Origin of the sequence: Sporosarcina quadrami (assembly GCF_014836615.1) — a bacterium.
GTDB lineage: Bacteria > Bacillota > Bacilli > Bacillales_A > Planococcaceae > Sporosarcina > Sporosarcina quadrami.
On record NZ_JACSQN010000006.1, the window covers coordinates 192,135 to 214,515 of the forward strand.

At 44.9% G+C, this 22,381-nt stretch carries 21 protein-coding genes; 1 reads left to right on the forward strand and 20 read right to left on the reverse strand.

From position 1 onward, the window contains the following. Window positions 1-13: 13 nt before the first annotated feature. The 14 genes from H9649_RS08655 to H9649_RS08720 all read right to left on the reverse strand — a co-directional run bounded on the left by H9649_RS08655 (window position 14) and on the right by H9649_RS08720 (window position 13,426). A complete protein-coding gene (locus tag H9649_RS08655) occupies window positions 14-517 on the reverse strand; it encodes a manganese efflux pump MntP (RefSeq protein ID WP_318241671.1) in 504 nt (167 codons plus the stop codon). A 95-nt stretch (window positions 518-612) separates the two neighbouring features. Continuing rightward, complete coding sequence (locus H9649_RS08660) at window positions 613-1,638, reverse strand: L-threonylcarbamoyladenylate synthase (protein ID WP_318241667.1); 1,026 nt, start codon at window positions 1,636-1,638, stop codon at window positions 613-615. Between the two features lie 60 nt (window positions 1,639-1,698). Further along, a complete protein-coding gene (locus H9649_RS08665) occupies window positions 1,699-2,292 on the reverse strand; it encodes a stage II sporulation protein R (RefSeq protein ID WP_191694337.1) in 594 nt (197 codons plus the stop codon). Between the two features lie 43 nt (window positions 2,293-2,335). Next, window positions 2,336-3,211, reverse strand: coding sequence for a peptide chain release factor N(5)-glutamine methyltransferase (prmC, locus tag H9649_RS08670; RefSeq protein WP_191694338.1), 876 nt, complete (start codon window positions 3,209-3,211; stop codon window positions 2,336-2,338). A gap of 64 nt (window positions 3,212-3,275) precedes the next feature. Beyond that, a complete protein-coding gene (gene prfA / locus H9649_RS08675) occupies window positions 3,276-4,352 on the reverse strand; it encodes a peptide chain release factor 1 (protein WP_191694339.1) in 1,077 nt (358 codons plus the stop codon). 410 nt (window positions 4,353-4,762) lie between these two features. Next, entirely contained in the window at window positions 4,763-5,758 is a 996-nt protein-coding gene (locus H9649_RS08680; protein ID WP_404828720.1) for a VanW family protein, read from the reverse strand. Window positions 5,759-5,883: 125 nt separating this feature from the next. Next, window positions 5,884-6,486 carry a thymidine kinase gene (locus H9649_RS08685; protein WP_191694341.1) on the reverse strand — a complete coding sequence of 201 codons (603 nt, stop codon included), beginning with the start codon at window positions 6,484-6,486 and terminating at the stop codon, window positions 5,884-5,886. A 181-nt stretch (window positions 6,487-6,667) separates the two neighbouring features. After that, entirely contained in the window at window positions 6,668-6,895 is a 228-nt protein-coding gene (gene rpmE, locus H9649_RS08690; RefSeq protein ID WP_191694342.1) for a 50S ribosomal protein L31, read from the reverse strand. Between the two features lie 178 nt (window positions 6,896-7,073). Further along, complete coding sequence (gene rho, locus H9649_RS08695) at window positions 7,074-8,357, reverse strand: transcription termination factor Rho (protein ID WP_191694343.1); 1,284 nt, start codon at window positions 8,355-8,357, stop codon at window positions 7,074-7,076. A 374-nt stretch (window positions 8,358-8,731) separates the two neighbouring features. Continuing rightward, on the reverse strand, window positions 8,732-9,697 hold the full coding sequence (gene glpX / locus H9649_RS08700) for a class II fructose-bisphosphatase (protein WP_191694344.1): 966 nt from the start codon (window positions 9,695-9,697) through the stop codon (window positions 8,732-8,734). 92 nt (window positions 9,698-9,789) lie between these two features. Then, window positions 9,790-11,067, reverse strand: coding sequence for a UDP-N-acetylglucosamine 1-carboxyvinyltransferase (locus H9649_RS08705; RefSeq protein WP_191694345.1), 1,278 nt, complete (start codon window positions 11,065-11,067; stop codon window positions 9,790-9,792). 21 nt (window positions 11,068-11,088) lie between these two features. Continuing rightward, entirely contained in the window at window positions 11,089-11,736 is a 648-nt protein-coding gene (fsa, locus tag H9649_RS08710) for a fructose-6-phosphate aldolase (protein ID WP_191694346.1), read from the reverse strand. Window positions 11,737-12,068: 332 nt separating this feature from the next. Further along, window positions 12,069-12,926: a class II fructose-bisphosphate aldolase gene (locus H9649_RS08715; RefSeq protein ID WP_191694347.1), complete on the reverse strand. Its 858-nt coding sequence runs from the start codon at window positions 12,924-12,926 to the stop codon at window positions 12,069-12,071. Window positions 12,927-13,057: 131 nt separating this feature from the next. Further along, a complete protein-coding gene (locus tag H9649_RS08720; RefSeq protein WP_191694348.1) occupies window positions 13,058-13,426 on the reverse strand; it encodes a response regulator in 369 nt (122 codons plus the stop codon). A gap of 258 nt (window positions 13,427-13,684) precedes the next feature. Between H9649_RS08720 and H9649_RS08725 the strand changes: the two genes are divergently transcribed. Continuing rightward, window positions 13,685-14,206, forward strand: coding sequence for a DUF2529 family protein (locus tag H9649_RS08725; protein WP_191694349.1), 522 nt, complete (start codon window positions 13,685-13,687; stop codon window positions 14,204-14,206). 135 nt (window positions 14,207-14,341) lie between these two features. Here the strand turns inward: H9649_RS08725 and H9649_RS08730 are convergent, their stop codons facing one another. The 6 genes from H9649_RS08730 to H9649_RS08755 form a co-directional block, all read right to left on the reverse strand. Beyond that, window positions 14,342-15,955, reverse strand: coding sequence for a CTP synthase (locus H9649_RS08730; RefSeq protein WP_191694350.1), 1,614 nt, complete (start codon window positions 15,953-15,955; stop codon window positions 14,342-14,344). 185 nt (window positions 15,956-16,140) lie between these two features. Continuing rightward, on the reverse strand, window positions 16,141-16,710 hold the full coding sequence (rpoE, locus tag H9649_RS08735) for a DNA-directed RNA polymerase subunit delta (RefSeq protein ID WP_191694351.1): 570 nt from the start codon (window positions 16,708-16,710) through the stop codon (window positions 16,141-16,143). A gap of 66 nt (window positions 16,711-16,776) precedes the next feature. Next, entirely contained in the window at window positions 16,777-16,941 is a 165-nt protein-coding gene (locus tag H9649_RS08740) for a hypothetical protein (RefSeq protein ID WP_191694352.1), read from the reverse strand. Window positions 16,942-17,085: 144 nt separating this feature from the next. Next, the gene (gene icmF / locus H9649_RS08745; protein WP_191694353.1) at window positions 17,086-20,343 is read right to left on the reverse strand and encodes a fused isobutyryl-CoA mutase/GTPase IcmF; all 3,258 of its coding nucleotides are present in this window, start codon (window positions 20,341-20,343) and stop codon (window positions 17,086-17,088) included. 161 nt (window positions 20,344-20,504) lie between these two features. Further along, a complete protein-coding gene (locus H9649_RS08750) occupies window positions 20,505-21,146 on the reverse strand; it encodes a TetR/AcrR family transcriptional regulator (RefSeq protein WP_191694354.1) in 642 nt (213 codons plus the stop codon). 13 nt (window positions 21,147-21,159) lie between these two features. Then, window positions 21,160-22,299, reverse strand: a complete 1,140-nt coding sequence (locus H9649_RS08755; RefSeq protein WP_191694355.1) for an acyl-CoA dehydrogenase — start codon at window positions 22,297-22,299, stop codon at window positions 21,160-21,162. Between the last annotated feature and the right edge of the window lie 82 nt (window positions 22,300-22,381).

Here is a 22,381-nt window from a genome sequence, read left to right on the forward strand (position 1 = left end):
GAAATAGATATTTTCAACGAAACCATGACATTATTCCCATCGTCAATAATGCCAATCCACAAAACCTACGCAAAATCTTGCCATTCCGCACGCTAATTTGCCTGCCATAGTAGAGAGCGATGCACGAAAATATGAAAGCCAATGAACCAGATGCAAAGATGAACAATAACTTATTCAACTGAAGCATTCCAAAGGACACACTGACTGAAAATGTGTCCAGGCTTACCGCAAGCGCAATAAGGACGGGATGAAGTTGCCTTGTTAGCTCAGAGTTACTGCTATCATCTTGCAGCAACATATGCAAACCGATCAACGCGAGAAGCGCGCCCGACAGCAGATGACTCCACGCTGAAAAAACTCCGACCGTCCAGTCCCCCATAATGAATCCGAGTAAAGGGAATGCCATATTGAGCACCATCGTCCATAACGCTAGCACTAATCGACCTTTGCGCATGCGCAATAAAGAATAAACGATGACTACATCAATCGTCGTAATACACGCTGCAATTATTTCCACCAATAAAATCGACCTCCCTACTACTGCATCTGTCCATCTTATGCAGCAGTTTGAGAGGTCATTCATTCGTAAATCTATGAACTTACCATGCACAACTACTTAAACCGTTTACCATCAGCTGCTTTGTTCAACCGGTTCATAACCGCCGCTCCTACACCATGCACATCCGTTTCAGTTGCAAGAATAACATCGGCATCGGTTTCGTCGCACTTCCGAATAGCGTGATACAAATTTGCTGCCATGGCATCCTTGTCATGAAGCGTACCAAACGAAAAGTACCAATCCGCCTCACCGTGCGCGAATTCATCCGGGCAGATGACAGCGACTTTTTTTCCTTCTGTATGCAATGAAGCTACCGCATTCCGAATAAGTTCTTTATTTAATTCAATAACGAAAAGTGGCGATTCAGGCGCGTAATGCGCATATTTCATCCCTGGCGCGCGAGGTGCTTCTCCTCCAGGCGTATTGCTTTCAGCGTTCACAGGCCCGATAATGCTTTCTATTTTCTCCCGTGTTAACCCACCTGGACGTAAAATCGTCGGAGGAGCCGTCGTCATATCGAGTACCGTCGACTCCACACCAACGCCCGTCCGACCACCGTCGACAATCATCGGAATTCGCCCTTGCAAATCCGTATACACATGCCCCGCTTCAGTCGGGCTGGGCTTACCACTTCGGTTCGCGCTAGGTGCGGCAAGAGGTGCACCAAGTTGCTTTAATAATGCAAGCGCAACTGGATGATCTGGCATCCGAATTCCAACCGTTTGGAAACCAGGTGTCACATTCTCCGCTATGACACCTGGACGTTTATGAAAAACGAGCGTCAACGGCCCTGGCCAACATTCGTCCATAAGCAATTGTGCCGTTTCAGGAATGTCAATCGCATAGTTCTCCACTTCTTCTTTCGTGCCAATATGTACGATGAGCGGATTGTCGGAAGGACGTCCCTTCGCCGCAAAAATCTGCTGCACCGCTCGTTCATCTGTTGCAAGTGCGCCAAGCCCGTAAACCGTCTCTGTAGGAAAAGCGACGACACCGCCTTTTTCAAGAATATCCACAGCCTGTTGGTAACTTGCTAAGTTATCAATATGGTTATCCACTGAAACAATTTTAGTTTCCACGAATAAAACCCCCATTTATACACATTTTTCTTCACTTATCCACATGAAGAGTGGATAACTTTATGAAAACCATGATTTTATCCACTCCCAAATGAAGAAAGTGACCTGTTCATCTTTAACTTCCACATCTTCCTTGCTATCAACAACCTCGTCCGGGAAACAAACTTTCGGAAACAATCCACACCACCAATTATCTCCACGACCGCTTCCAATTGTAAGAATATACGCATCATACGGCGCTTGAGCAGTAATGACAAAGCCCGAACGTTTCGGTGGAAACAGCGCAGCCTTGCGTTGGAAATGCACTTCTTGATCCCCAGCCATTTTCGAAGCAATGCCGAAAATCGTCGATTCAACCTTTTTCAAGTTGTCCACAATGTCTTCTTTAGACTCTGCTTGATTAATTGCATTGTTGATAAGTGGCGCGATTTCACGTTGAATCGCCTCTTTAACCTTTTGGTCAGCAGCAGTATTGGAATGTGCAAGTATCCGAAATCTAATTTCCGCATCTTGCTCTATTGGTCGATCCATAAATAACATAAGTGCAGACTGGATGATGAACAAGACGAGCAAAAATTCGACAACCGCTATCACCTTTTTCATCCGCTTGCTAACTTCTTTTGTACGTATAGTAATTTCATAGTCTTGTATCATCCCGATCCCCTCCTGACCTCATTGTTGCCAGGGGTTTCGAGTTTTATTCACTAATCTCGCAAAATATCATACGATCTTTTCCATTAATATCTTGAATGATAGAAACAGAGGCTTTGGGAAACGCTTTTTTGAATAAATCCGCCACAGCCACACCTTGTAAATAGCCGATTTCGAGTCCGATCAGTCCAGTCCTATTCATCAATGCAGGAAGTTCCGTCGCCAAACGTTTATAAAAGAAAAGCCCATCGTCTTCAGCGAACAACGCGCTATGCGGTTCGAAATCGACAACGGTCCGTGACATTTCTGCAGATTCTCTGGCGGCAATGTAAGGCGGATTGGACAGCACAACATCCCACTTTTCGTACGCAATCGGCGCGGTCATATCACCTTGCCTAAAATCGATGTCGACCTCATTAGTGGCGGCATTCCGTCTAGCAGTCTCAAGCGCCATCTCACTAAAATCCGTCGCCACAACTACCGCTTCAGGCCATTCTTTTTTGATGGCAATCGCGATCGCGCCGCTTCCTGTACCGATATCCGCCACGCGGCATTCTTTTTTCAGATTGCTCTTACGTTCAAGCGCGCCATACACAAGCTCCTCCGTTTCAGGTCGCGGTATGAGTACATGCTCATTCACTTCGAAGGACAGTCCGTAAAACATTTCTGTACCGATAATATGTTGAACAGGTTTTCCTGTAAGGAGTTCTTCGTTTTTATTCCAGAAAGCGGATTGTTGGTCTATCGTTAATGGTTCACGTAAATCTGCGAGCAAAGAAGCCCCAGACTTTTGCGTGACGTGTTCCATTAATAAGTGCGCTGCTTTAGTGTCCAGGTTTTTTGACTCTAGAAGCGATTTGGCTTTGTTCAGTGCTTCGTAGATTTTTTCGTTAGACTTTTCATCTGCCGTAGCGTCGTTCATGTCACAAGCCTGCTTGCCTTTTATGTTGTCAGCCTTTTTGTCTCTTATGTTGTCAGCTTTTTTGTCAGTCATTCTGATCCAAACTTTCCAACCGTCTCGCTTGGTCTTCAAGGATGAGCGCGTCGATCACTTCGTCCAGCTTACCTTCGATAATTTGGTCAAGCTTCTGGATCGTGAGCCCGATACGGTGATCCGTCACTCGGTTTTGCGGGAAATTATATGTGCGGATTCGTTCAGAACGATCCCCCGTCCCGACTGCAGATTTCCGTTTTTCATCGTACTCCGCTTGCGCTTCTTGCATGAATTTATCGTAAACACGTGCACGTAATACTTTCATCGCTTTTTCTTTGTTTTTAATTTGCGACTTTTCATCCTGACACGAAACGGTGATCCCTGTCGGTAAGTGCGTCAGACGAACCGCGGACATTGTCGTGTTGACTGATTGTCCACCTGGGCCGGATGATGCGAATGTATCGGTCCGGACGTCTTTATCGTGGATTTCTATTTCAACCTCTTCCGCTTCCGGAAGCACAGCAGCTGTTGCGGTTGATGTGTGGATTCTTCCACCCGATTCAGTTTCAGGAACACGTTGCACACGATGCGCACCGTTTTCATATTTCAATTTGGAATAAGCACCTTTTCCGCTAATCATGAAAATGATTTCCTTGAAGCCGCCAAGTTCCGTCGGTGAGCTGTCCATCACTTCGACGCGCCAGTTATTCATTTCCGCGAACCTGCTGTACATGCGGTATAGACTCCCCGCGAATAACGCAGCCTCATCCCCACCTGCAGCCCCGCGGATTTCCATAATAACGTTCTTGTCGTCATTCGGATCTTTCGGCACAAGGAGCAGCTTAAGTTTCGCTTCTAGCACCTCAATCTGATCATCAAGTTCTGCAATTTCCATTTTCACAAGTTCTTTCATTTCATCATCAAGTGGTTCGTCCAACATTTCTTTCGCGTTGTCATATTGCGTCGTTACATCTTTGTATTCCCGATACGCATCGACCGTATCTTGCAGATCGGACTGCTCTTTCGAGTATGTCCGCAGTTTATTCATATCACTCACAATTTCAGGATCGCTCAACATTTCATTCAACCGATCATATCGGTCTTCAACGGCTTGCAGCCTCTCAAACATAGTCAGTACACCTCTTATTTTTTCAGTCTGTTTAGTATGTTTATTGTACGGTAACGAAGCGGTGAAATACAGTAATTTCTTCGGGAGGGCGGGTGTTAACGTTTTTGTGGAAGTTTTATCAGGCATTAAAGTAGAAGAGTGACATTTTACGAGCGCGGGTTGGCTGTTTAAGGGCGCAGGACAGCTGTTTACGAGCGCAGGTAGGTTGTTTACGGGCGCGACCTTACTGTTTACGAGCGCGCGCTTGCTGTTTACGAGCGCGGGCATGCCTTTTACGGGCGCAGGACATATGTTTTCGAGCGCACGCATGCTGTTTACGAGCGCGGCCTTCCACTACTCCAATCAATACATCATTCCGCGCCAATTGATTTTGACATATCAGTCCTAGTTCTGTTTCATCTCTTCTTTATTCATCTCACAAGACTGTCTTTAAACTTAGCAGCCGTTCTGATCTCTATTGTCAAAAATTGTGAGCCATATATACTTTTGATCATAAACGGAACTTCATTCGTATTTTGAAATCTGAAATCCAATCCACCGTAGGATACTGTCGCGTCCCTTCCTTTAGGAACATACCCGATGTCCAATGAATGATGATGTCGTTCTACGTACTTTACCGGGATTTGGTCAATCGCATTAAACATAGTGGATGAGGTTTGGCAAATCCCTCCGCCGATCCCCATGACGAGTTCCTTGTTCACAATTTCAGGGGCAGGCTGGTAACCTTTCTCTTCATTTCTCGGACCGACAACTGTGTTAAATGAAAAATAATCACCACTTCCGACGATTACATTATGAATAGCTTGTGCAGAAAGTTCGATATTTCTGTTTCTACCTGTATCTGCTTGATTAAAATAAGTAGTATACGAAGCAACCATCACTTCATCTAAATTAGGAACGTCACCAGGGTCATATCCACTTTCAAAGATTTCGATAGGAAGAATCACTGTGCCGCCAACATCTGTCGCTTCTAGAATCCGCTCCACCAATTGACTTTCTTTCAATAGAATTAACGGACTCCCTTTTATAATTCCGCCTTGTTCATCGATTCTATCCAATATCATCCGCTGATCGTATCCTGTTCTTTCATCAGTTCCCCTCGCGAGATCCTTGGCCAGTTGTACAATTTTCCCTTTGTATGTTTCGATATCTTCTTCATATCCAAGCTCCTCCGGAGAAAAAGTGTATAGCGTTTCCAATGTATTTGGATCGATAATTTCTATAACTACAGGTGCTATTTCAGGTATATCCTCTTGGAGTTCTGTAGCGGTTTCTATTGGCTTTCCAACTAGAAGGTTCGATTCAGTTTCCTCAATCTCCACAACCTGATCAATTTCCGATAGTTTTTGACACCCTAGCATACCGATTGAGCACAGTATGATTAAAGCAAAAGTCCATTTTTTCATCATAATCTCCTACCTTAATGAAGTTCTTGTCAGACATTCATTGTATTCGAAGAAGACTAGATGTGTTACGTCCTTCATGCATCAAAAAAGACAATATGGAGGTTGTCCACATTGTCTTCACTCAATTATTCAGCAATTACATTCGCCGTAACGCCATTGGGTACTTCATGATGGGTACGGCAACGCGCTTCATATGCTTCGGAAGCTCCTACAAGAATAATCGGGTCTTCGGAGCCTGCCGGTTTTCCGTTAATTAACCGCTGCGTACGACTTGCCGGTGATCCACAAACGATGCATACGGCTTGTAGTTTTGTTACATTTTCAGCGACTGCCAACAGTTGCGGCATCGGTCCGAATGGTTCTCCACGGAAATCCTGGTCAAGCCCCGCGACGATGACACGGAAACCGCGATCTGCGAGTTCCATAACGACATCAACGATTCCATCGTCGAAAAATTGTGCTTCATCAATTGCTATAATATCGTAATCGTCTGCGATGAAATTTTCAATTTGACAAGACTCCGCAACAGGTGTTGCAATAACCGTCGTGCCGTTATGGCTAACGACCGCTTCTTCGCTATATCGATCATCGATTTCCGGTTTGAAAACCGCTATCTTCTGCTTCGCAAATTGTGCACGACGCACTCTTCTAATTAATTCTTCGGATTTCCCCGAAAACATACTTCCACAAATCACTTCTATCCAGCCGCCTTGCATCGATACGTACATGTTGGAACCCCTTTCGCTCGCCTGCTTTATATAGAATTTCATCTGTCTTAACATGAATGTCTATCATACAACAAAACGACATAGAAAGGACGTCTTTTATTTCTTGTCAAATTATGTTATGCAGGCTGTACGTCAGCAATTAAAAACCCGCCAGGCGCAATGCCGGCGGGTTGGAAATTTCTTATTTTTCTTCTTCGCTTGGTGCTTCTTCTTTGAAGCCATATTTCTTGTTGAAGCGGTCGATACGTCCGTCCGCTGCAGCGAATTTTTGGCGTCCAGTGTAGAATGGGTGACATTCATTACATACTTCTACGCGAATGTCCTCTTTAACTGAACCTGTTTCAAATGTGTTTCCACATGAACAAGTAACAGTAGCTACTTTGTAATTAGGATGAATTCCTGCTCTCATCGGTCTCTCTCCTCTCGCCCTGAACCATCTGGAACAGAGTATGTTTTAAAGGTCTTGAATAAGACTGATGCCTTACACGGTCCGTATATGTCAACCGTATATGCAGCAAATTGTCGAAACCTTACTAGATAAGTGTATCAAATAATTGCCTATAACGCAATATGCATGCTTATATTTTTTACAGCAAACCTTTGCCGTTACGGTGTGCTTTCATTTCCTCATTTAGCTTTTCAAAGAATTCTTCATTTGACTTGGATTGACGTAATTTCTTTAAGAAGCGTTCGCCAAAATCAGACGAATCCGAGAATGTTTTACGAATTGCCCACAGTTTTTCAAGCTGATCTTTTGGAATTAACAGCTCTTCTTTACGCGTACCAGAGCGACGAATATCGAGCGCTGGGAAGATACGTCGTTCAGCAAGACTGCGGTCAAGATGAAGTTCCATATTACCCGTTCCCTTGAATTCCTCGTAAATGACTTCGTCCATACGTGAACCTGTGTCAATTAAAGCTGTTGCAAGAATCGTCAAGCTGCCGCCTTCTTCAAGGTTACGTGCAGCACCGAAAAATCGTTTCGGTCTATGGAATGCGGCCGGGTCGATACCTCCTGACAATGTACGGCCACTTGGCGGAATGACAAGGTTGTATGCGCGCGCAAGGCGAGTAATTGAATCCATCAAAATGACGACATCCCGCTTATGCTCAACGAGACGCATTGCACGTTCAAGTACGAGTTCAGCTACTTTCACGTGATTTTCTGGTACTTCATCAAACGTGGAACTGACGACATCGGCTTTCACTGAACGTTCGATATCCGTTACCTCTTCCGGTCTTTCATCTATTAACAAGACAATAAGTTCCGCTTCAGGATGATTTGTCGTAATGGAATTTGCGATTTCCTTAAGGAGCATCGTTTTACCCGCTTTCGGGGGTGCGACAATCAATCCACGTTGGCCGAAACCGACTGGAGAGACAAGATCCATGATACGTGTGGATAAGTGGGATGGACCTGTTTCAAGACGGATATGACGTTCAGGATAGAGCGGCGTGAGACCTGGGAAATGGACACGTTCTCGTGCGACTTCAGGGTTTTCACCGTTGACCGCCTCAACTTGGAGCAATCCATAATATCGTTCATTTTCTTTAGGTGGACGAACTTTTCCTGTTACTTTATCTCCGTTACGCAAGTCAAAACGGCGAATTTGGGATGCGGAAATATAGATGTCTTCTGAGCTCGGTGAGTAGTTGATCGGACGCAGGAATCCGTATCCTTCCGATTGAATAATTTCAAGAACACCTTCCATGAAGAAGAATCCTTCTTGTTCGGCTCTTGTTTTTAAAATGGCAAAGATGAGTTCCTTCTTTGTCAGTTTGCTGTAATACGTAATTTTGTATTCTTTTGCAAGCTCGTATAGCTCTTTAAGAGTCATATTCTCCAAACTGGCAATTGTTAATATTGACATGTTTTAATAAGCACCACTCTTTATATGATTTTGATTAATGAGGTTGTGTTGAGTTTAAGGTAGGTGAAGCTGTGAATAGAAGTTTGCCCGGCACAAGCCGGGCATTGGGGCAATCATTTCATTTAAGAATTAGTCAATCCAGCTGCGGGCGCTAGATGCTCGGGTCATAAGTCTGATCTACTGCACGGCAAAAAGCGCCGTTTCGTAGAGCAGTCTTATGCCTGTCGCATCTGAGCAAGCGCCCTCCGCTTTTTCTTAATCCAGCTGCGAGCGCTAGATGCTCGGGTCATAAGTCTGCTCTACTGCACGGCAAAATGCGCCGTTTCGTAAATCAGTCTTATGCCTGTCGCATCTGAGCAAGCGCCCTCCGCTTTTTAGTCTTCCATAACCAAATTCGGTTTTTTCTTCATGCTGTGTCTGCCTTCGACAAAGCGGATTGTTCCTGATTTTGAACGCATGACGAGTGAGTGTGTTTCGCTGTAGCCGCCTTTGAATTGGACGCCGCGAAGTAGTTCACCGTCCGTAACACCCGTTGCTGCGAAGATTGCGTCGTCGCCTTTAACAAGGTCATCCATGTAGAGGACTTTGCTGACGTCTATGCCCATTTTTTCACAACGAGCACGCTCTTCTTCGTTTGAAGGAACGAGTCGTCCTTGGATTTCTCCACCGAGGCATTTCAGTCCGACTGCAGCGATGACGCCTTCAGGTGCTCCACCGAGACCGAAAAGAATGTCGACACCTGTGTCATCGAATGCTGTGTTGATGGCTGCCGCTACATCTCCGTCATTGATCAGTTTGATGCGCGCACCAGCAGCACGGATTTCTTCGATAATTGCCGCATGGCGTTCACGGTTAAGGACAGTTGCCACAACTTCGTCGATCGATTTGTTTTTCGCTTTGGCGACTGCTTGGAGGTTTTCTGTTACTGTTGCATCGATGCTGATTTTACCGACAGCTTCAGGTCCAACAGCAATTTTGTCCATATACATGTCAGGTGCGTTGAGCAGGTTACCTTTGTCTGCGATTGCAATAACCGCAAGCGCGTTCCATCCGCCTGATGCAACGATGTTCGTGCCTTCAAGTGGATCGACCGCTACGTCAACTTCAGGTCCGTTCCCTGTTCCAAGTTCTTCACCGATATAAAGCATCGGTGCTTCATCCATTTCACCCTCGCCGATTACGACGATTCCTTGCATCGGAATCGTGTCAAACACAGTACGCATCGCTGTCGTTGCGGCGTCATCCGCTTCGTTTTTTAAACCGCGTCCCATCCAGCGTGAAGCTGAGACAGCCGCCGCTTCTGTTACACGTACTAATTCCATCGATAAACTGCGTTCCATTATGATTGTTCCTCCCGTTATACGCTAAAAAGTTCAAGCCGTATGTTTTGTCATTGAACAGTATAGCACAATGTGTGGGATGTAATTCCCATTTATTCGCTTATACTCGCTTTTTCTGAAATCGTCTCTTTGCGGATGTCCGCTCCGATCCCTTTAAGCTTTTCGATTAAATTGCTATAACCGCGTTCAATATGAATAATTTCCTGTATTTCCGTTTCACCTTCGGCAATTAACCCCGCGATGACAAGTGCTGCTCCTGCACGTAAATCGGATGCACGAACTGTAGCACTTTCAAGCGGCGTTGGTCCGGAAAGTAATACAGAAGAACCTTCCACTTTCCCGTCCGCATTCATTCTACGCAATTCGTCGATTTGCTTAAATCGCGCAGAATAGATCGTATCCGAAATGACCGCTGAACCTGTTGCCTGTGTGAGTAGTACGGAGAATGGCTGTTGCAAGTCAGTCGGAAAGCCCGGATAAACGAGGGTCTTCACATCCACTGCCATCAGATTCTTCGTTTTTGGAATGAAAATCTGTTCTTCCCGTTCTTCCACTTCCACGCCCATTTCACGCAGTTTCGCTGTTAATGCTTCAACGTGAAACGGAATGACGTTATCAATCGTAATGCCATTACCAGCTGCGGCCGCCATAATCATGAATGTGCCAGCTTCAATGCGGTCAGGAATAATTGTATGCTTCGTTCCGTGTAGCTTTTTAACACCATCAATACGAATAACGTTCGTTCCAGCGCCTTTAATATTGGCACCCATATTCGTAAGCAACGTCGCCACATCAATGATTTCAGGTTCTTTAGCAGCGTTTTCGATAATCGTCTGGCCCGTCGCTAGGACAGCAGCAAGCATAATATTAATCGTCGCGCCTACACTAACGACATCTAAGTAAACTTTAGCGCCCTTTAGTTCATCCGCACGCAAATAGATTGCACCGTGTTCATTCGTCACTTTTGCGCCAAGCGCTTCAAAGCCTTTAATATGCTGGTCAATCGGACGAGGACCGAGATGGCAACCGCCTGGAAGACCGATTACCGCATGTTTGAAGCGGCCGAGCATAGCGCCCATCATATAATAAGAAGCTCTCAGCTTTTTCACATTGCCATTTGGTAATGGCATCGCGATCATTTCAGAAGGGTCAATCGTCATCTTCCCGTCACTGAATTCCACTTTTCCTCCAATATCTTCAAGGAGCGCTTGGAGCGTGAGGACATCCGAAATTTCAGGGAGCCCTTCAATTGTTACAGGTGAGTCTGCCAAGATGGATGCCGGGATCAACGCGACGGCACTATTTTTAGCACCGCTCACTTTTATTGTTCCTTGTAAAGGTTTACCGCCTTTAATTTTATAAACGTCCATTTGAGTCTCCTTTAGTGCCGATCACTTTGTTTCTCTTGATTCCCAATCTGCCAAAAATTGCTCAATCCCTTTATCCGTTAACGGATGGTTGAATAGTTGTGTAAGCACTTTGTATGGCGTTGTTGCGATGTGGGCACCAGCAAGTGCGACATCCGTGATTTGTTGCGGGCTGCGAATTGAAGCAGCAATAATTTCCGTATCCATATCGTGAATCGTGAAAATATCTGCGATCGTTGCGATTAGTTGCATGCCGTCCTGGCCGATATCATCGAGTCTACCAAGGAAAGGGGATACGTATGTGGCGCCTGCACGTGCAGCAAGCAAGGCTTGATTGGCACTGAAAATGAGGGTAACATTTGTTTTAATGCCTTCTTGAGCAAATACGGAACACGCTTTCAGACCTTCTGGTGTCATTGGAAGCTTGACCGTAATATTCGGTGCGATTTTCGCAAGCTCACGACCTTCTTTGATCATGCCTTCCGCATCGAGTGCGATAACTTCCGCGCTGACAGATCCAGGTACGAGTGCCGTAATTTCACGGAGTCTGTCGTGGAATGAAATATTCTCTTTTGCTACGAGTGATGGATTTGTTGTAACACCGGATAGAATTCCCCAGCTATGCGCTTCTTTAATTTCTTCAAAGTTTGCTGTATCGATGAAAAATTTCATTGGTTATTATCCCCCTTTATGAATGGAAAAGAAGGAGAAGACACCCTGGAATTGATGCTTCTCCTTGTATTTTAGTCTGTTGAAAAGGTATTAGGCTTTTCCTTGTCCAGCTTCAGGCGCTAGATACTAGGGTCATAAGCCAAAGCTGCTTTGTGGCAAAGAGCGCCACTCCGCATCTCCGTCTTATGCCTGTCGCATCTGAGCGAGCGCCTTACGCTTTTCCTTGTCCAGCTTCAGGCGCTAGATACTAGGGTCATAAGCCAAAGCTGCTTTGTGGCAAAGAGCGCCACTCCGCATCTCCGTCTTATGCCTGTCGCATCTGAGCGAGCGCCTTACGCTTTTCCTGCACTACCAAACTCACGCATCTTACCAATAACCGTCTTTTTAATAGCATCGCGCATTGGTGTCAGATATTTACGTGGATCGTAGACATCCTGATCTGCATTCAACGTGTCGCGAACAGCTTTCGTACCTTCAATCTGATTTTCAGTGTTGACGTTAATTTTTGCAGTTCCTAGTGAAATGGAACGTTGGATATCTTTTGTTGGAATTCCTGTTCCGCCATGAAGAACGAGTGGAAGATCCGATTGGCCGGAGATCTCTTCCATTTCTTTAAAGCCTAAGTTCGGCTCACCTTTGTATGGTCCGTGAACGGATCCAAGTGCAGGTGCCAGGCAATCAATGCCTGTATTGTCGACGAGTTGTTTGCATTCTGCAGGATCTGCGTAAATGACGCCATCCGCGATGACATCGTCTTCTTGTCCACCGACAACTCCAAGCTCAGCTTCGACGGAAACGTCTCTAGCGTGTGCATAGTCAACGACTTTTTTCGTAATTTCAATATTCTCTTCAAGTGGTTTTGAAGATGCATCAATCATAACGGATGTAAAGCCTGCGTCAATCGCCTCTTTACACTTTTCAAAGCTTGAACCGTGGTCCAGGTGGATAGCTACAGGTACGGTGATTTTATAATCATGCATAAGTCCTTTCACCATATGTACGACCGTTGTGAAGCCGCCCATATAGCGTGCCGCACCTTCAGATACGCCAAGGATAACGGGTGATTGCTCTTCTTGTGCCGCTTGTAAAATAGCTTGCGTGTATTCAAGGTTGTTCAAATTGAACTGACCGATTGCATATCCTTCTTTTTTACCTTTGATCATCATATCTTTCATTGAAACTAATGCCATGTATAATCCTCCTCTGAATTGTTGGGATGAATTTATGAACCATTATGTTATATACCTCTTTTATCATAACAAAAACAGACAGTATTTACTACTGTCTGAGCTATAGATCGGCACTTGGTATAAGTTTAATTTCAAGGTTTCTTATACCCTACTGTTTCAAAAACCGCATCTCGCACTTCATATATATTGAACGGTTTCGTAAAGTATCTTTCTGCACCAAATGCAAATGCTTCTTCAGTCAAATCAATTTCTCCGTATGCGGTCATCATAATGACAGGAACGTCGGCATGCTGCTTTTTTATATGTTTGAGCACTTCGACTCCTGACATTCCCGGCATCCTCATGTCGAGAAGGACACAATCGGGCTTTTTTTCTGAGACAGAATGAAGCGCTTCCAATCCATTTGCTGCTAGCCTTGTTACAAATCCTTCTTTTGCAAAAACTTCATTTAACAATAGACGGATTCCGGTTTGATCATCAACAATTAACAACGTTTTCACTTAGCTGACACGCCCCTTTTTTCTACATACATATATATTACTTGTATATTTGACACAGACATCTAAATATCCTCTATATTCCCAACATTATTGCAAGATTGTTTCAAATATTACTTGTGTTGTGAGACAAGAGTCTTTACTGAAGTCTTTACTGAAGTCTTTACTGAAGTCTTTACTTAAGGCATTTAGCAACGTAAGTTGACGTATTTGGCTTTATTTAAAAGAATAAATATAATAGACATTGAGGTGGTATTGAAAATGAAAATGTTAACGACACAAATGGGCGGGCTTGTGCAACGTGCAGGTTCGAATAATGAAGAAGCGGTGGAAGAGACTGCACGACTGCTTGCGCAAGCGACTATCGGTGAAGGACGCGTCATTTTTGCAGGTTTTGGCGAAATGAAGGCAGTCGTCGTCAATGCATTAAGTGCTGCTGAACCGTTTAAGGGAGCGGTGCAGTATGAAGAAGGGATGGTTATTCATTCCGCAGATCGTGTGTGGCTGTTTGCCCGTTCGAGTGCGGATGAGGATGCATATGAATTGGCTGCGAAACTAGCTGAGCAGTTCATTCCGTTTGCTGTGATGGCAGGCGAAAAAGCAGATGCTGACGGTAATGAACTCGCGGAACTTGCGTATACATATATGGCGACAGGCGTCACGAAAGGGATTTTACCTAATGATGTCGGAGAACGAATTGTTCAGCCCCATTTGTTTGTTGCGTTGTTTTTATATGAGGCAGTGAAGATAGCGTATGACGAGATGGTGTTTGATGAGGATTAATCGGAGGAAGTGGCCGGTTATGGACTTTTCGGAAAAGTTATGGACTTCTGCAGACAGTTATGGACTTTTAGGCGTTTAGTGAACATGAAAAACGGCAGTGACTCCCTATCATTGAGGGTCACTGCCGTTTTGTTATTAAGCTTGTTGATTGCCGAGTGCCGCGCGGATGAATTCGCGGATCAACGGTTGTGGACGCGTTGGACGGGAAGCAAATTCTGGGTGGAATTGTGTTCCCATGAAGAATGGATGATCTTTCAACTCGATAATTTCAACGAGGTGGCCGTCTGGGCTTTCTCCTGAAACGATCATGCCCGCTTCTTCAAACTGTTCACGGTAAATATTGTTGAATTCGAAACGGTGGCGATGGCGTTCGTACACCAATTCGTCATTGTAAGCAAGTTGTGCTTTTGTCCCTTCAACCAATTTACAAGGATGTGCACCTAGACGCATGTCCCCACTCGCTTGGTCAATATCCGCATTAGCATCATAGTCATGATTATTTTCAATGACTTGGTTTTCTGTTTCGTTGTCAAATTCAGCGGAATGAGCATCTGTTAGACCGATAACGTCACGCGCGAATTCGACAGCTGCTAGTTGCATGCCGAGTCCAATTCCGAAAAATGGCACATTATGCGTACGTGCATAATGGATTGCTTCGATTTTACCCTCGATACCACGATCACCGAAGCCACCTGGTACGAAAATGCCGTCTGCTTCTTTTAATATCTCTTCTGCGTTTTCCGCAGTCACTTCTTCTGAATTAATCCAGTCGAATGCGATGTCCGTATCGAACTCATAGCCCGCGTGGCGGAACGCTTCGACTGCGGAAATGTATGCATCCTGAAGTTCTACATATTTACCGACGAGCGCAATTTTCACTTTGCGTGACAGATGACTCACACGGTTCACTAGTTCATGAATTTCAGTAAGATCTGGTTCTTCCGTTTGCAAGTCAAGGAAGTCGACGACAATCTTGTCCATGTTTTGTGCGTGAAGACGGATTGGCACTTCGTATAACGTTTCAACGTCCAGCGCTTCAATTACTTCTTCAGGTTTGATGTTACAGAACAACGCAATTTTATCTTTCATTTCCTGCGGTACAGGGTATTCGCTTCGAACGACGATCATATTTGGTTGGATGCCGAGTCCGCGCAATTCTTTAACACTATGCTGTGTCGGTTTTGTTTTCATTTCACCGGCAGCATGTAAATAAGGAATGAGTGTGTTGTGAATGTACATAACATCATTTTTACCAAGATCTGTCTTCAACTGACGAATCGCTTCAAGGTATGGAAGGGATTCAATATCACCGACGCTGCCGCCAATTTCAGTAATGACGACGTCTGCGTTCGTTTCTTGTCCAGCCCGTTTGATAAGGCTTTTAATTTCATTCGTAATGTGCGGGATTACTTGGACAGTTGCCCCTTTGTATTCGCCGCGGCGTTCTTTCCTAAGGACAGAGGAATACACTTTCCCCATCGTAACGTTTGAGTATCTGTTACATTTTATGTCAATAAAACGCTCATAGTGACCAATGTCGAGATCCGTTTCAGCGCCGTCTTCAGTGACGAAAACTTCTCCGTGCTGATAAGGACTCATCATTCTAGGATCGATATTTATATATGGATCGAATTTTTGGTTTGTTACTTGGAGGCCTCTGCTTTTCAATAGTCGACCGAGGGATGCGGCGTTGATGCCCTTTCCAAGTGATGAAACGACTCCACCGGTTACAAAGATATATTTTGTCATGTAAAATTCCTCCTTTTTATTGGGGGTTATTCCAGTCATTTGAACGAATTAAAAAAAGCGCTCCACTGTAGTCTATCTACAAAAGGAGCGCGTATACACGGATTCATGTGTCCTTATTCAAGGAGCCCAAATAGAAGCTTAAATCCTAAGACGCCCGATGTCAAGAAAATAGTTTCTCAGTGGAATTAAAGTTCTTCTTCGTCTTCTTCTTCCTCGTCATCTTCTTCATCGTCGAGTTCTTCATCAGGGATGATTTCAAGCTCATCATCGTCTTCGACAAGATCTACATCGATTTCAATGATTTCTTCCTCTTCTTCATCGTCATCGTCGTCTTCATCATCATCTTCGTCATCGATTTCGTCGAATCCTTCGTCAAATAGCTCGTCCTCTTCGACTTCATCGTCGTCCTCGTCTTCATCCTCGTCATCGTCGTCATACGCTTTTTTCTTCTTTTTCTTTTTGCGTACTTTGACGACTGGAGCTGTTTCTTCTTCGATCTGATCGACTGGATACCATTCACGCAATCCCCAACGATTGTCATTGATTGCAAGGAAACGGCCATCGATATTCATATCTGTGTAAAACTGTGGCAATCTGTCTTTCATCTGCTTTTCTGATAATCCTGTCAGTTCACGGATTTCATCCATTAATTCTTTAAGCGTCAATGGGTCACGTCTGTCTGTTAATATGGCATAAGCGATATCAATCCAAGATTCTTCCAGAAGTTCTTCTCTACTTAATTCTTTTATGTTCATTCAACGCACGTCCTTTCTCTGAACAAAAGCATACTTATCATTATATACAATGAAGTGCCCTTTATGCTACCCTCTTTTACTCTGCTTGAACCGTTGGAATTCTTTTAGGCTCAAATACCCAAGATATACGGATGCTATTGAAAAAGGAATCGCGCCAAAACCTTCGTCGTATAGGAAATAGACGAGGAGGAGAATGATTCCGATAATCAAAACATGCTGATACAGTTTCATCCCCACACCTCTCTCCTACTATTCTATCCATTATACGTGTGACACTTGCGTAAAATCCACTAACAAACCATTTTTATCGAATGAATGTCAAAATCTTTTTGAGCTTCTGAAAAGAACGCCCCCGAGAGAGCGTTCGAATTGATATTACATATTCCTTCTGTACTGGCCGCCGACTTCATACAGCGCATTTGTAATCTGTCCAAGACTCGCCACTTTCACTGTATCCATTAATTCTTCAAAAATGTTGCCGCCTGATACCGCGACTTGTTGGAGCTTGCGTAAAGCATCCGCCGCAATGTCGTCGTGCTTCGTCTGGAATGCTCGCAAGTTCGTAATTTGTGTCTGCTTCTCTTCCTGTGTTGCACGGGCGATTTCCATATTATCGATGTCTTCTTCAGATGGCGGATTCGGGTTCAAATACGTGTTTACACCGATGATTGGCAGCTCACCCGAGTGTTTTTTCATTTCGTAGTGCATCGATTCTTCTTGGATTTTACCGCGCTGATATTGCGTTTCCATTGAACCTAATACGCCACCACGGTCATTTAGTTTATCGAATTCTTGTAGCACGGATTCTTCGACGAGATCTGTTAGTTCTTCGATAATGAACGAACCTTGGATCGGATTTTCATTCTTCGATAGTCCGTGTTCTTTCGTAATGATCATCTGAATCGCCATCGCGCGGCGCACAGATTCTTCCGTCGGAGTCGTAATCGCTTCGTCATATGCATTCGTGTGGAGCGAGTTACAGTTATCTTGCAATGCCATAAGTGCTTGAAGCGTCGTACGGATATCGTTGAAATCGATTTCCTGCGCATGCAAACTGCGCCCTGAAGTCTGGACATGATATTTCAATTTCTGGCTGCGTTCGTTTGCGCCATATTTCTCGCGCATTGCGACCGCCCAAATTCGTCTCGCCACACGACCGATAACCGTATATTCCGGATCGAGTCCGTTTGAGAAGAAGAAGGATAGATTTGGTGCAAAATCATCGATATTCATGCCACGGCTTAAGTAATATTCTACATACGTGAAGCCGTTCGACAGTGTAAACGCTAGTTGCGAAATCGGATTCGCTCCCGCCTCTGCGATGTGATAACCGGAAATCGATACAGAATAGTAATTACGTACTTTCTTGTCAATGAAGTACTGCTGGATGTCACCCATCATACGAAGTGCGAATTCCGTCGAGAAAATGCACGTATTTTGACCTTGGTCTTCTTTTAGAATATCCGCCTGGACGGTGCCGCGTACGACTTGAATCGTCATATCGCGCACTTCTGTGAACTCTTCCACAGTAAGGACGCGTCCAAGTTCTTCTTCTTTTAACTTCACTTGCTGATCGACTGCGGTGTTCATGAACATTGCAAGGATAATCGGCGCAGGTCCGTTAATCGTCATTGATACGGATGTAGATGGCGCACATAGATCAAAACCGTCATACAGCTTCTTCATATCTTCAAGCGTACAGATGCTGACGCCCGATTCGCCGACTTTCCCGTAAATATCTGGACGTTCGTCAGGGTCTTCACCGTAAAGTGTTACCGAGTCGAATGCCGTCGATAGCCGTTTTGCATCATCATCTTTCGACAAGTAATGGAAGCGACGGTTCGTCCGTTCTGGCGTACCTTCCCCTGCGAATTGACGTTTCGGATCTTCGCCGACACGTTTGAACGGGAATACGCCTGCCGTATACGGGAATGACCCCGGGACGTTCTCTTTGTATACCCAGCGGAGGATTTCACCGTAATCTTTGAACTTCGGCAAGGAGACTCTAGGAATTTTAAGTCCTGACAGACTCGTTGTCGTCAAAATTGTACGTAGTTCCTTATCACGAACTTTTGTGACGAATTCGTCGCCTGCATATGATTCCTGCAGCGTATTCCAGTTGTTGAGAATCCGTTTTGATTCAGCAGATAGTTCATCACGTACGCCTTCCGCCAGAGATTCCAGGGACGTTATGAGCGCATTGTCCAGATTTTGTTCTTGAACAGCTTCAATTGCCCCTTCCAGTTGGAATAAGCGGCGCGCAAGGTCAACTTGCTGTCCGGATTTCTTATGGTAATCGCGGATTGTCGACGCGATTTCACGTAAGTAATGTGAACGGTCATTCGGAATAATGACGTTTTGTTTTTGCGTTTTGATGAAATCTTCGTAGGAAGTCTCCCAGTCTAGAGCACACTTTTCATTCAACTTCGAAACGAGCGCAGCGAAAAGTGAGTTCGTCCCTTTGTCGTTGAATTGGCTAGCGATTGTACCGTAGACAGGCATTGAGTCCAATTCTTTATCGAATAAAAGATGACTGCGTTGATACTGTTTCTGCACTTGATTACGCGCATCTTCAGATCCTTTACGCTCAAATTTATTAATGACGATTAGATCTGCAAAGTCGATCATATCGATTTTTTCAAGTTGTGTCGGCGCGCCGAATTCACTTGTCATAACGTACATCGACACGTCTGACACTTCCGTAATTTGCGCATCCCCTTGCCCGATACCGCTCGTTTCCACGATGATCAAGTCAAATCCTGCCGTTTTCACGACGTCCAATACGTCTTTGATCGCTCCGGATAATTCCGAACGTGAACCACGTGTCGCAAGGCTCCGCATGTAGACGCGTTTGTTAAAAATCGCGTTCATACGAATACGGTCACCTAGAAGTGCTCCGCCCGTTTTCTGTTTTGTCGGGTCAATTGACAGGATTGCAACCTTTTTGTCCGGCAGCTCCCGAAGAAACCTACGAATTAGCTCATCCGTTAACGAACTCTTTCCCGCTCCACCCGTTCCTGTAATACCAAGCACAGGTGTCTGTTTGGACATCGATCTCGCTTGTTCCATGAACGCTTTCACTTCCGGATTGTCCTTGTTATACATTTCTTCTGCATATGTAACCAAATTCGCAAGCACTTCTGGACGATCTGTACTCACATGTTGAAGATTCGCAAGTTCATCCTCTTTTTCAGTGAGGAAATCACATTCTTCCACCATCCGGTTGATCATCCCTTGAAGACCCATCTTGCGCCCGTCTTCCGGTGAGAAGATCCACGCGATGCCGTAGTCGTGCAGTTCTTTAATTTCCTTCGGTAAAATAACACCGCCACCACCGCCATAAATACGAATATGCGGAGCGCCTCTTTCTTGTAACAAATCATGCATATATTTAAAATACTCTACGTGTCCGCCCTGATAAGAAGAAATCGCAATTCCCTGCACATCTTCCTGAATTGCCGCATTGACAACCTCTTCAACAGACCGGTTATGCCCCAAATGAATAACTTCCGCGCCCGTCGACTGCAAAATCCGTCTCATAATATTAATGGACGCATCGTGGCCATCAAAAAGACTCGAAGCCGTCACAAAACGCACATGATTCTTCGGTTTATAAATCTCCACTATCTCCACTTACCCCACACCCCTTCTATTTTTTACAGGTACCTGTGCAACGCTCAATTCAGATTATTAACTACAATTGTATATTACAAGGACAGAAAGACTTAATTATAAACACTCACCTTCTATATTGCGTATTTTTATGCAAATGTATAAATTGTCATAAATGTGCTTCACACAGGTACCGACACAATTCGTTTTACGAGTCCGTTCAGTAGTTGATCGGTTTGTAGGCAGATGAAATCGTCGATTGAGTATGAACTGCGGATTGCCCATCTTCTGAATGCCCACATTTGACCTTGGACGACGAGATGGTGTGCAGCCATATCGACCGCATCTTCTGTGATGCGCATTTCACCGGCTGTTACGCATTTATGAATTAAATTCTTAAACAAGGCGACCATTTCCATCTCTTTGTTCGTTACATATTCAAGTGCGTCTTTCGGCAACGATTTCGATTCCTGGTACATGACGACGAATTCATCGGACATATCATCGATCAGACGGAAGTATGTTCCGATGGCGAGACGCAGCCCCTCAACAGTCCCTTCCTGGTCGAGCGCATTGGACAGGCGGCTCTGCACTTCATTGTAAATACTGTCACAAACAAGGTAGAGGACGTCCTCTTTTGTTCGGATGTATTCATAGAGTGTGCCGATGCTGAAGCCTGCCGCTTTCGCGATTTCCCTCGTTGTCGCACGGTGAAATCCTTTTTCCTTGAACAGTTTGACAGCACCTTCAATAATTTGCTCACGCCGTTTTTCAATGAGGTTTTCATCTTTGACCGATGATTTCACTTCATGCTTTAGATCCATAGTGCACCCCCGATTATTTAGTTAGCATGCGGGAGATGACGAGCCGCTGGATTTCCTGCGTTCCCTCATAAATTTGCGTAATCTTCGCATCGCGCATGTAGCGCTCGACCGGATAGTCTTTCGTGTAGCCGTAGCCTCCGTAAACTTGAACAGCTTCCGTCGTCACTTTCATCGCTGTGTCTCCTGCCATCAGTTTTGCCATCGCAGACGCTTTTCCGTACGGCAAGTTGTTTGATTCGAGCCAAGCAGCTTGGTATGTCAATAGACGGGATGCTTCTGTTGCTGTCGCCATATCAGCTAGTTTGAAACCGACACCTTGGTTTGCTGCGATCGGTTTACCAAATTGGACACGCTCTTTCGCGTAATCGACGGAAGCGTCAAGTGCGCCTTGCGCGATCCCGACTGCTTGCGCCGCTATACCGTTACGTCCTCCGTCAAGTGTTTTCATTGCGATAATGAATCCTTCGCCTTCCTCACCAAGAAGATTCTCTTTTGGAACGCGGCAGTTGTCGAACATAATTTCCGTTGTAGGTGATGAACGAATGCCAAGTTTCTTCTCCTTTTTACCGACAGAGAAACCAGGGAAGTCTGCTTCTACGATAAATGCACTTGTACCTTTATGCTTTGATTCCGGGTCAGTCACTGCGAAAACAATATAAATATCAGCGATACCGCCGTTTGTAATAAAAATCTTTGAGCCGTTTAGTACATAGTCATCGCCATCCAGCTTCGCCGTTGTGCGCATGCCGCCAGCGTCAGATCCTGATCCTGGTTCAGTCAAACCGTATGCACCAATCTTCGTTCCTTCCGCCATCGGACGAAGGTATTTCTGTTTCTGTTCTTCCGTACCGTACTTGAATACCGGCCATCCTGCGAGTGAAGTATGTGCAGAAAGCGTAACACCTGTCGACGCACAAACGCGTGACAACTCTTCAACCGCGATGACGTACGCAAGATAGTCGCTACCGATTCCGCCGTATTCTTCCGGCCAAGGAATACCTGTTAAGCCAAGCTCAGCCATTTTCTTGAAAATATCCATATCGAATCGTTCTTCCTCATCACGTTCAGCTGCTGTAGGTGCAACCTCTTTCACCGCAAAGTCGCGTACCATTTTACGAATCATTTCATGTTCTTCAGATAGTTTGAAATCCATTATTGTTTCCTCCTTGGCTTATGAATAAATTTAAAAATTGTTGAAGCTCCGTGCATAGTCCTGCATGTTCAATGTCGCGGAT

Coding starts and splice junctions, on each gene's coding strand:
- H9649_RS08665 (WP_191694337.1), bottom strand. CDS start 2,292: ATGATACAAGACTATGAAATTACTATACGTACAAAAGAAGTTAGCAAG.
- prmC (WP_191694338.1), bottom strand. CDS start 3,211: ATGAACGACGCTACGGCAGATGAAAAGTCTAACGAAAAAATCTACGAA.
- prfA (WP_191694339.1), bottom strand. CDS start 4,352: ATGTTTGAGAGGCTGCAAGCCGTTGAAGACCGATATGATCGGTTGAAT.
- H9649_RS08680 (WP_404828720.1), bottom strand. CDS start 5,758: ATGAAAAAATGGACTTTTGCTTTAATCATACTGTGCTCAATCGGTATG.
- H9649_RS08685 (WP_191694341.1), bottom strand. CDS start 6,486: ATGTACGTATCGATGCAAGGCGGCTGGATAGAAGTGATTTGTGGAAGT.
- rpmE (WP_191694342.1), bottom strand. CDS start 6,895: ATGAGAGCAGGAATTCATCCTAATTACAAAGTAGCTACTGTTACTTGT.
- rho (WP_191694343.1), bottom strand. CDS start 8,357: ATGTCAATATTAACAATTGCCAGTTTGGAGAATATGACTCTTAAAGAG.
- glpX (WP_191694344.1), bottom strand. CDS start 9,697: ATGGAACGCAGTTTATCGATGGAATTAGTACGTGTAACAGAAGCGGCG.
- H9649_RS08705 (WP_191694345.1), bottom strand. CDS start 11,067: ATGGACGTTTATAAAATTAAAGGCGGTAAACCTTTACAAGGAACAATA.
- fsa (WP_191694346.1), bottom strand. CDS start 11,736: ATGAAATTTTTCATCGATACAGCAAACTTTGAAGAAATTAAAGAAGCG.
- H9649_RS08715 (WP_191694347.1), bottom strand. CDS start 12,926: ATGGCATTAGTTTCAATGAAAGATATGATGATCAAAGGTAAAAAAGAA.
- H9649_RS08725 (WP_191694349.1), top strand. CDS start 13,685: ATGAAAATGTTAACGACACAAATGGGCGGGCTTGTGCAACGTGCAGGT.
- H9649_RS08730 (WP_191694350.1), bottom strand. CDS start 15,955: ATGACAAAATATATCTTTGTAACCGGTGGAGTCGTTTCATCACTTGGA.
- rpoE (WP_191694351.1), bottom strand. CDS start 16,710: ATGAACATAAAAGAATTAAGTAGAGAAGAACTTCTGGAAGAATCTTGG.
- H9649_RS08740 (WP_191694352.1), bottom strand. CDS start 16,941: ATGAAACTGTATCAGCATGTTTTGATTATCGGAATCATTCTCCTCCTC.
- H9649_RS08750 (WP_191694354.1), bottom strand. CDS start 21,146: ATGGATCTAAAGCATGAAGTGAAATCATCGGTCAAAGATGAAAACCTC.
- H9649_RS08755 (WP_191694355.1), bottom strand. CDS start 22,299: ATGGATTTCAAACTATCTGAAGAACATGAAATGATTCGTAAAATGGTA.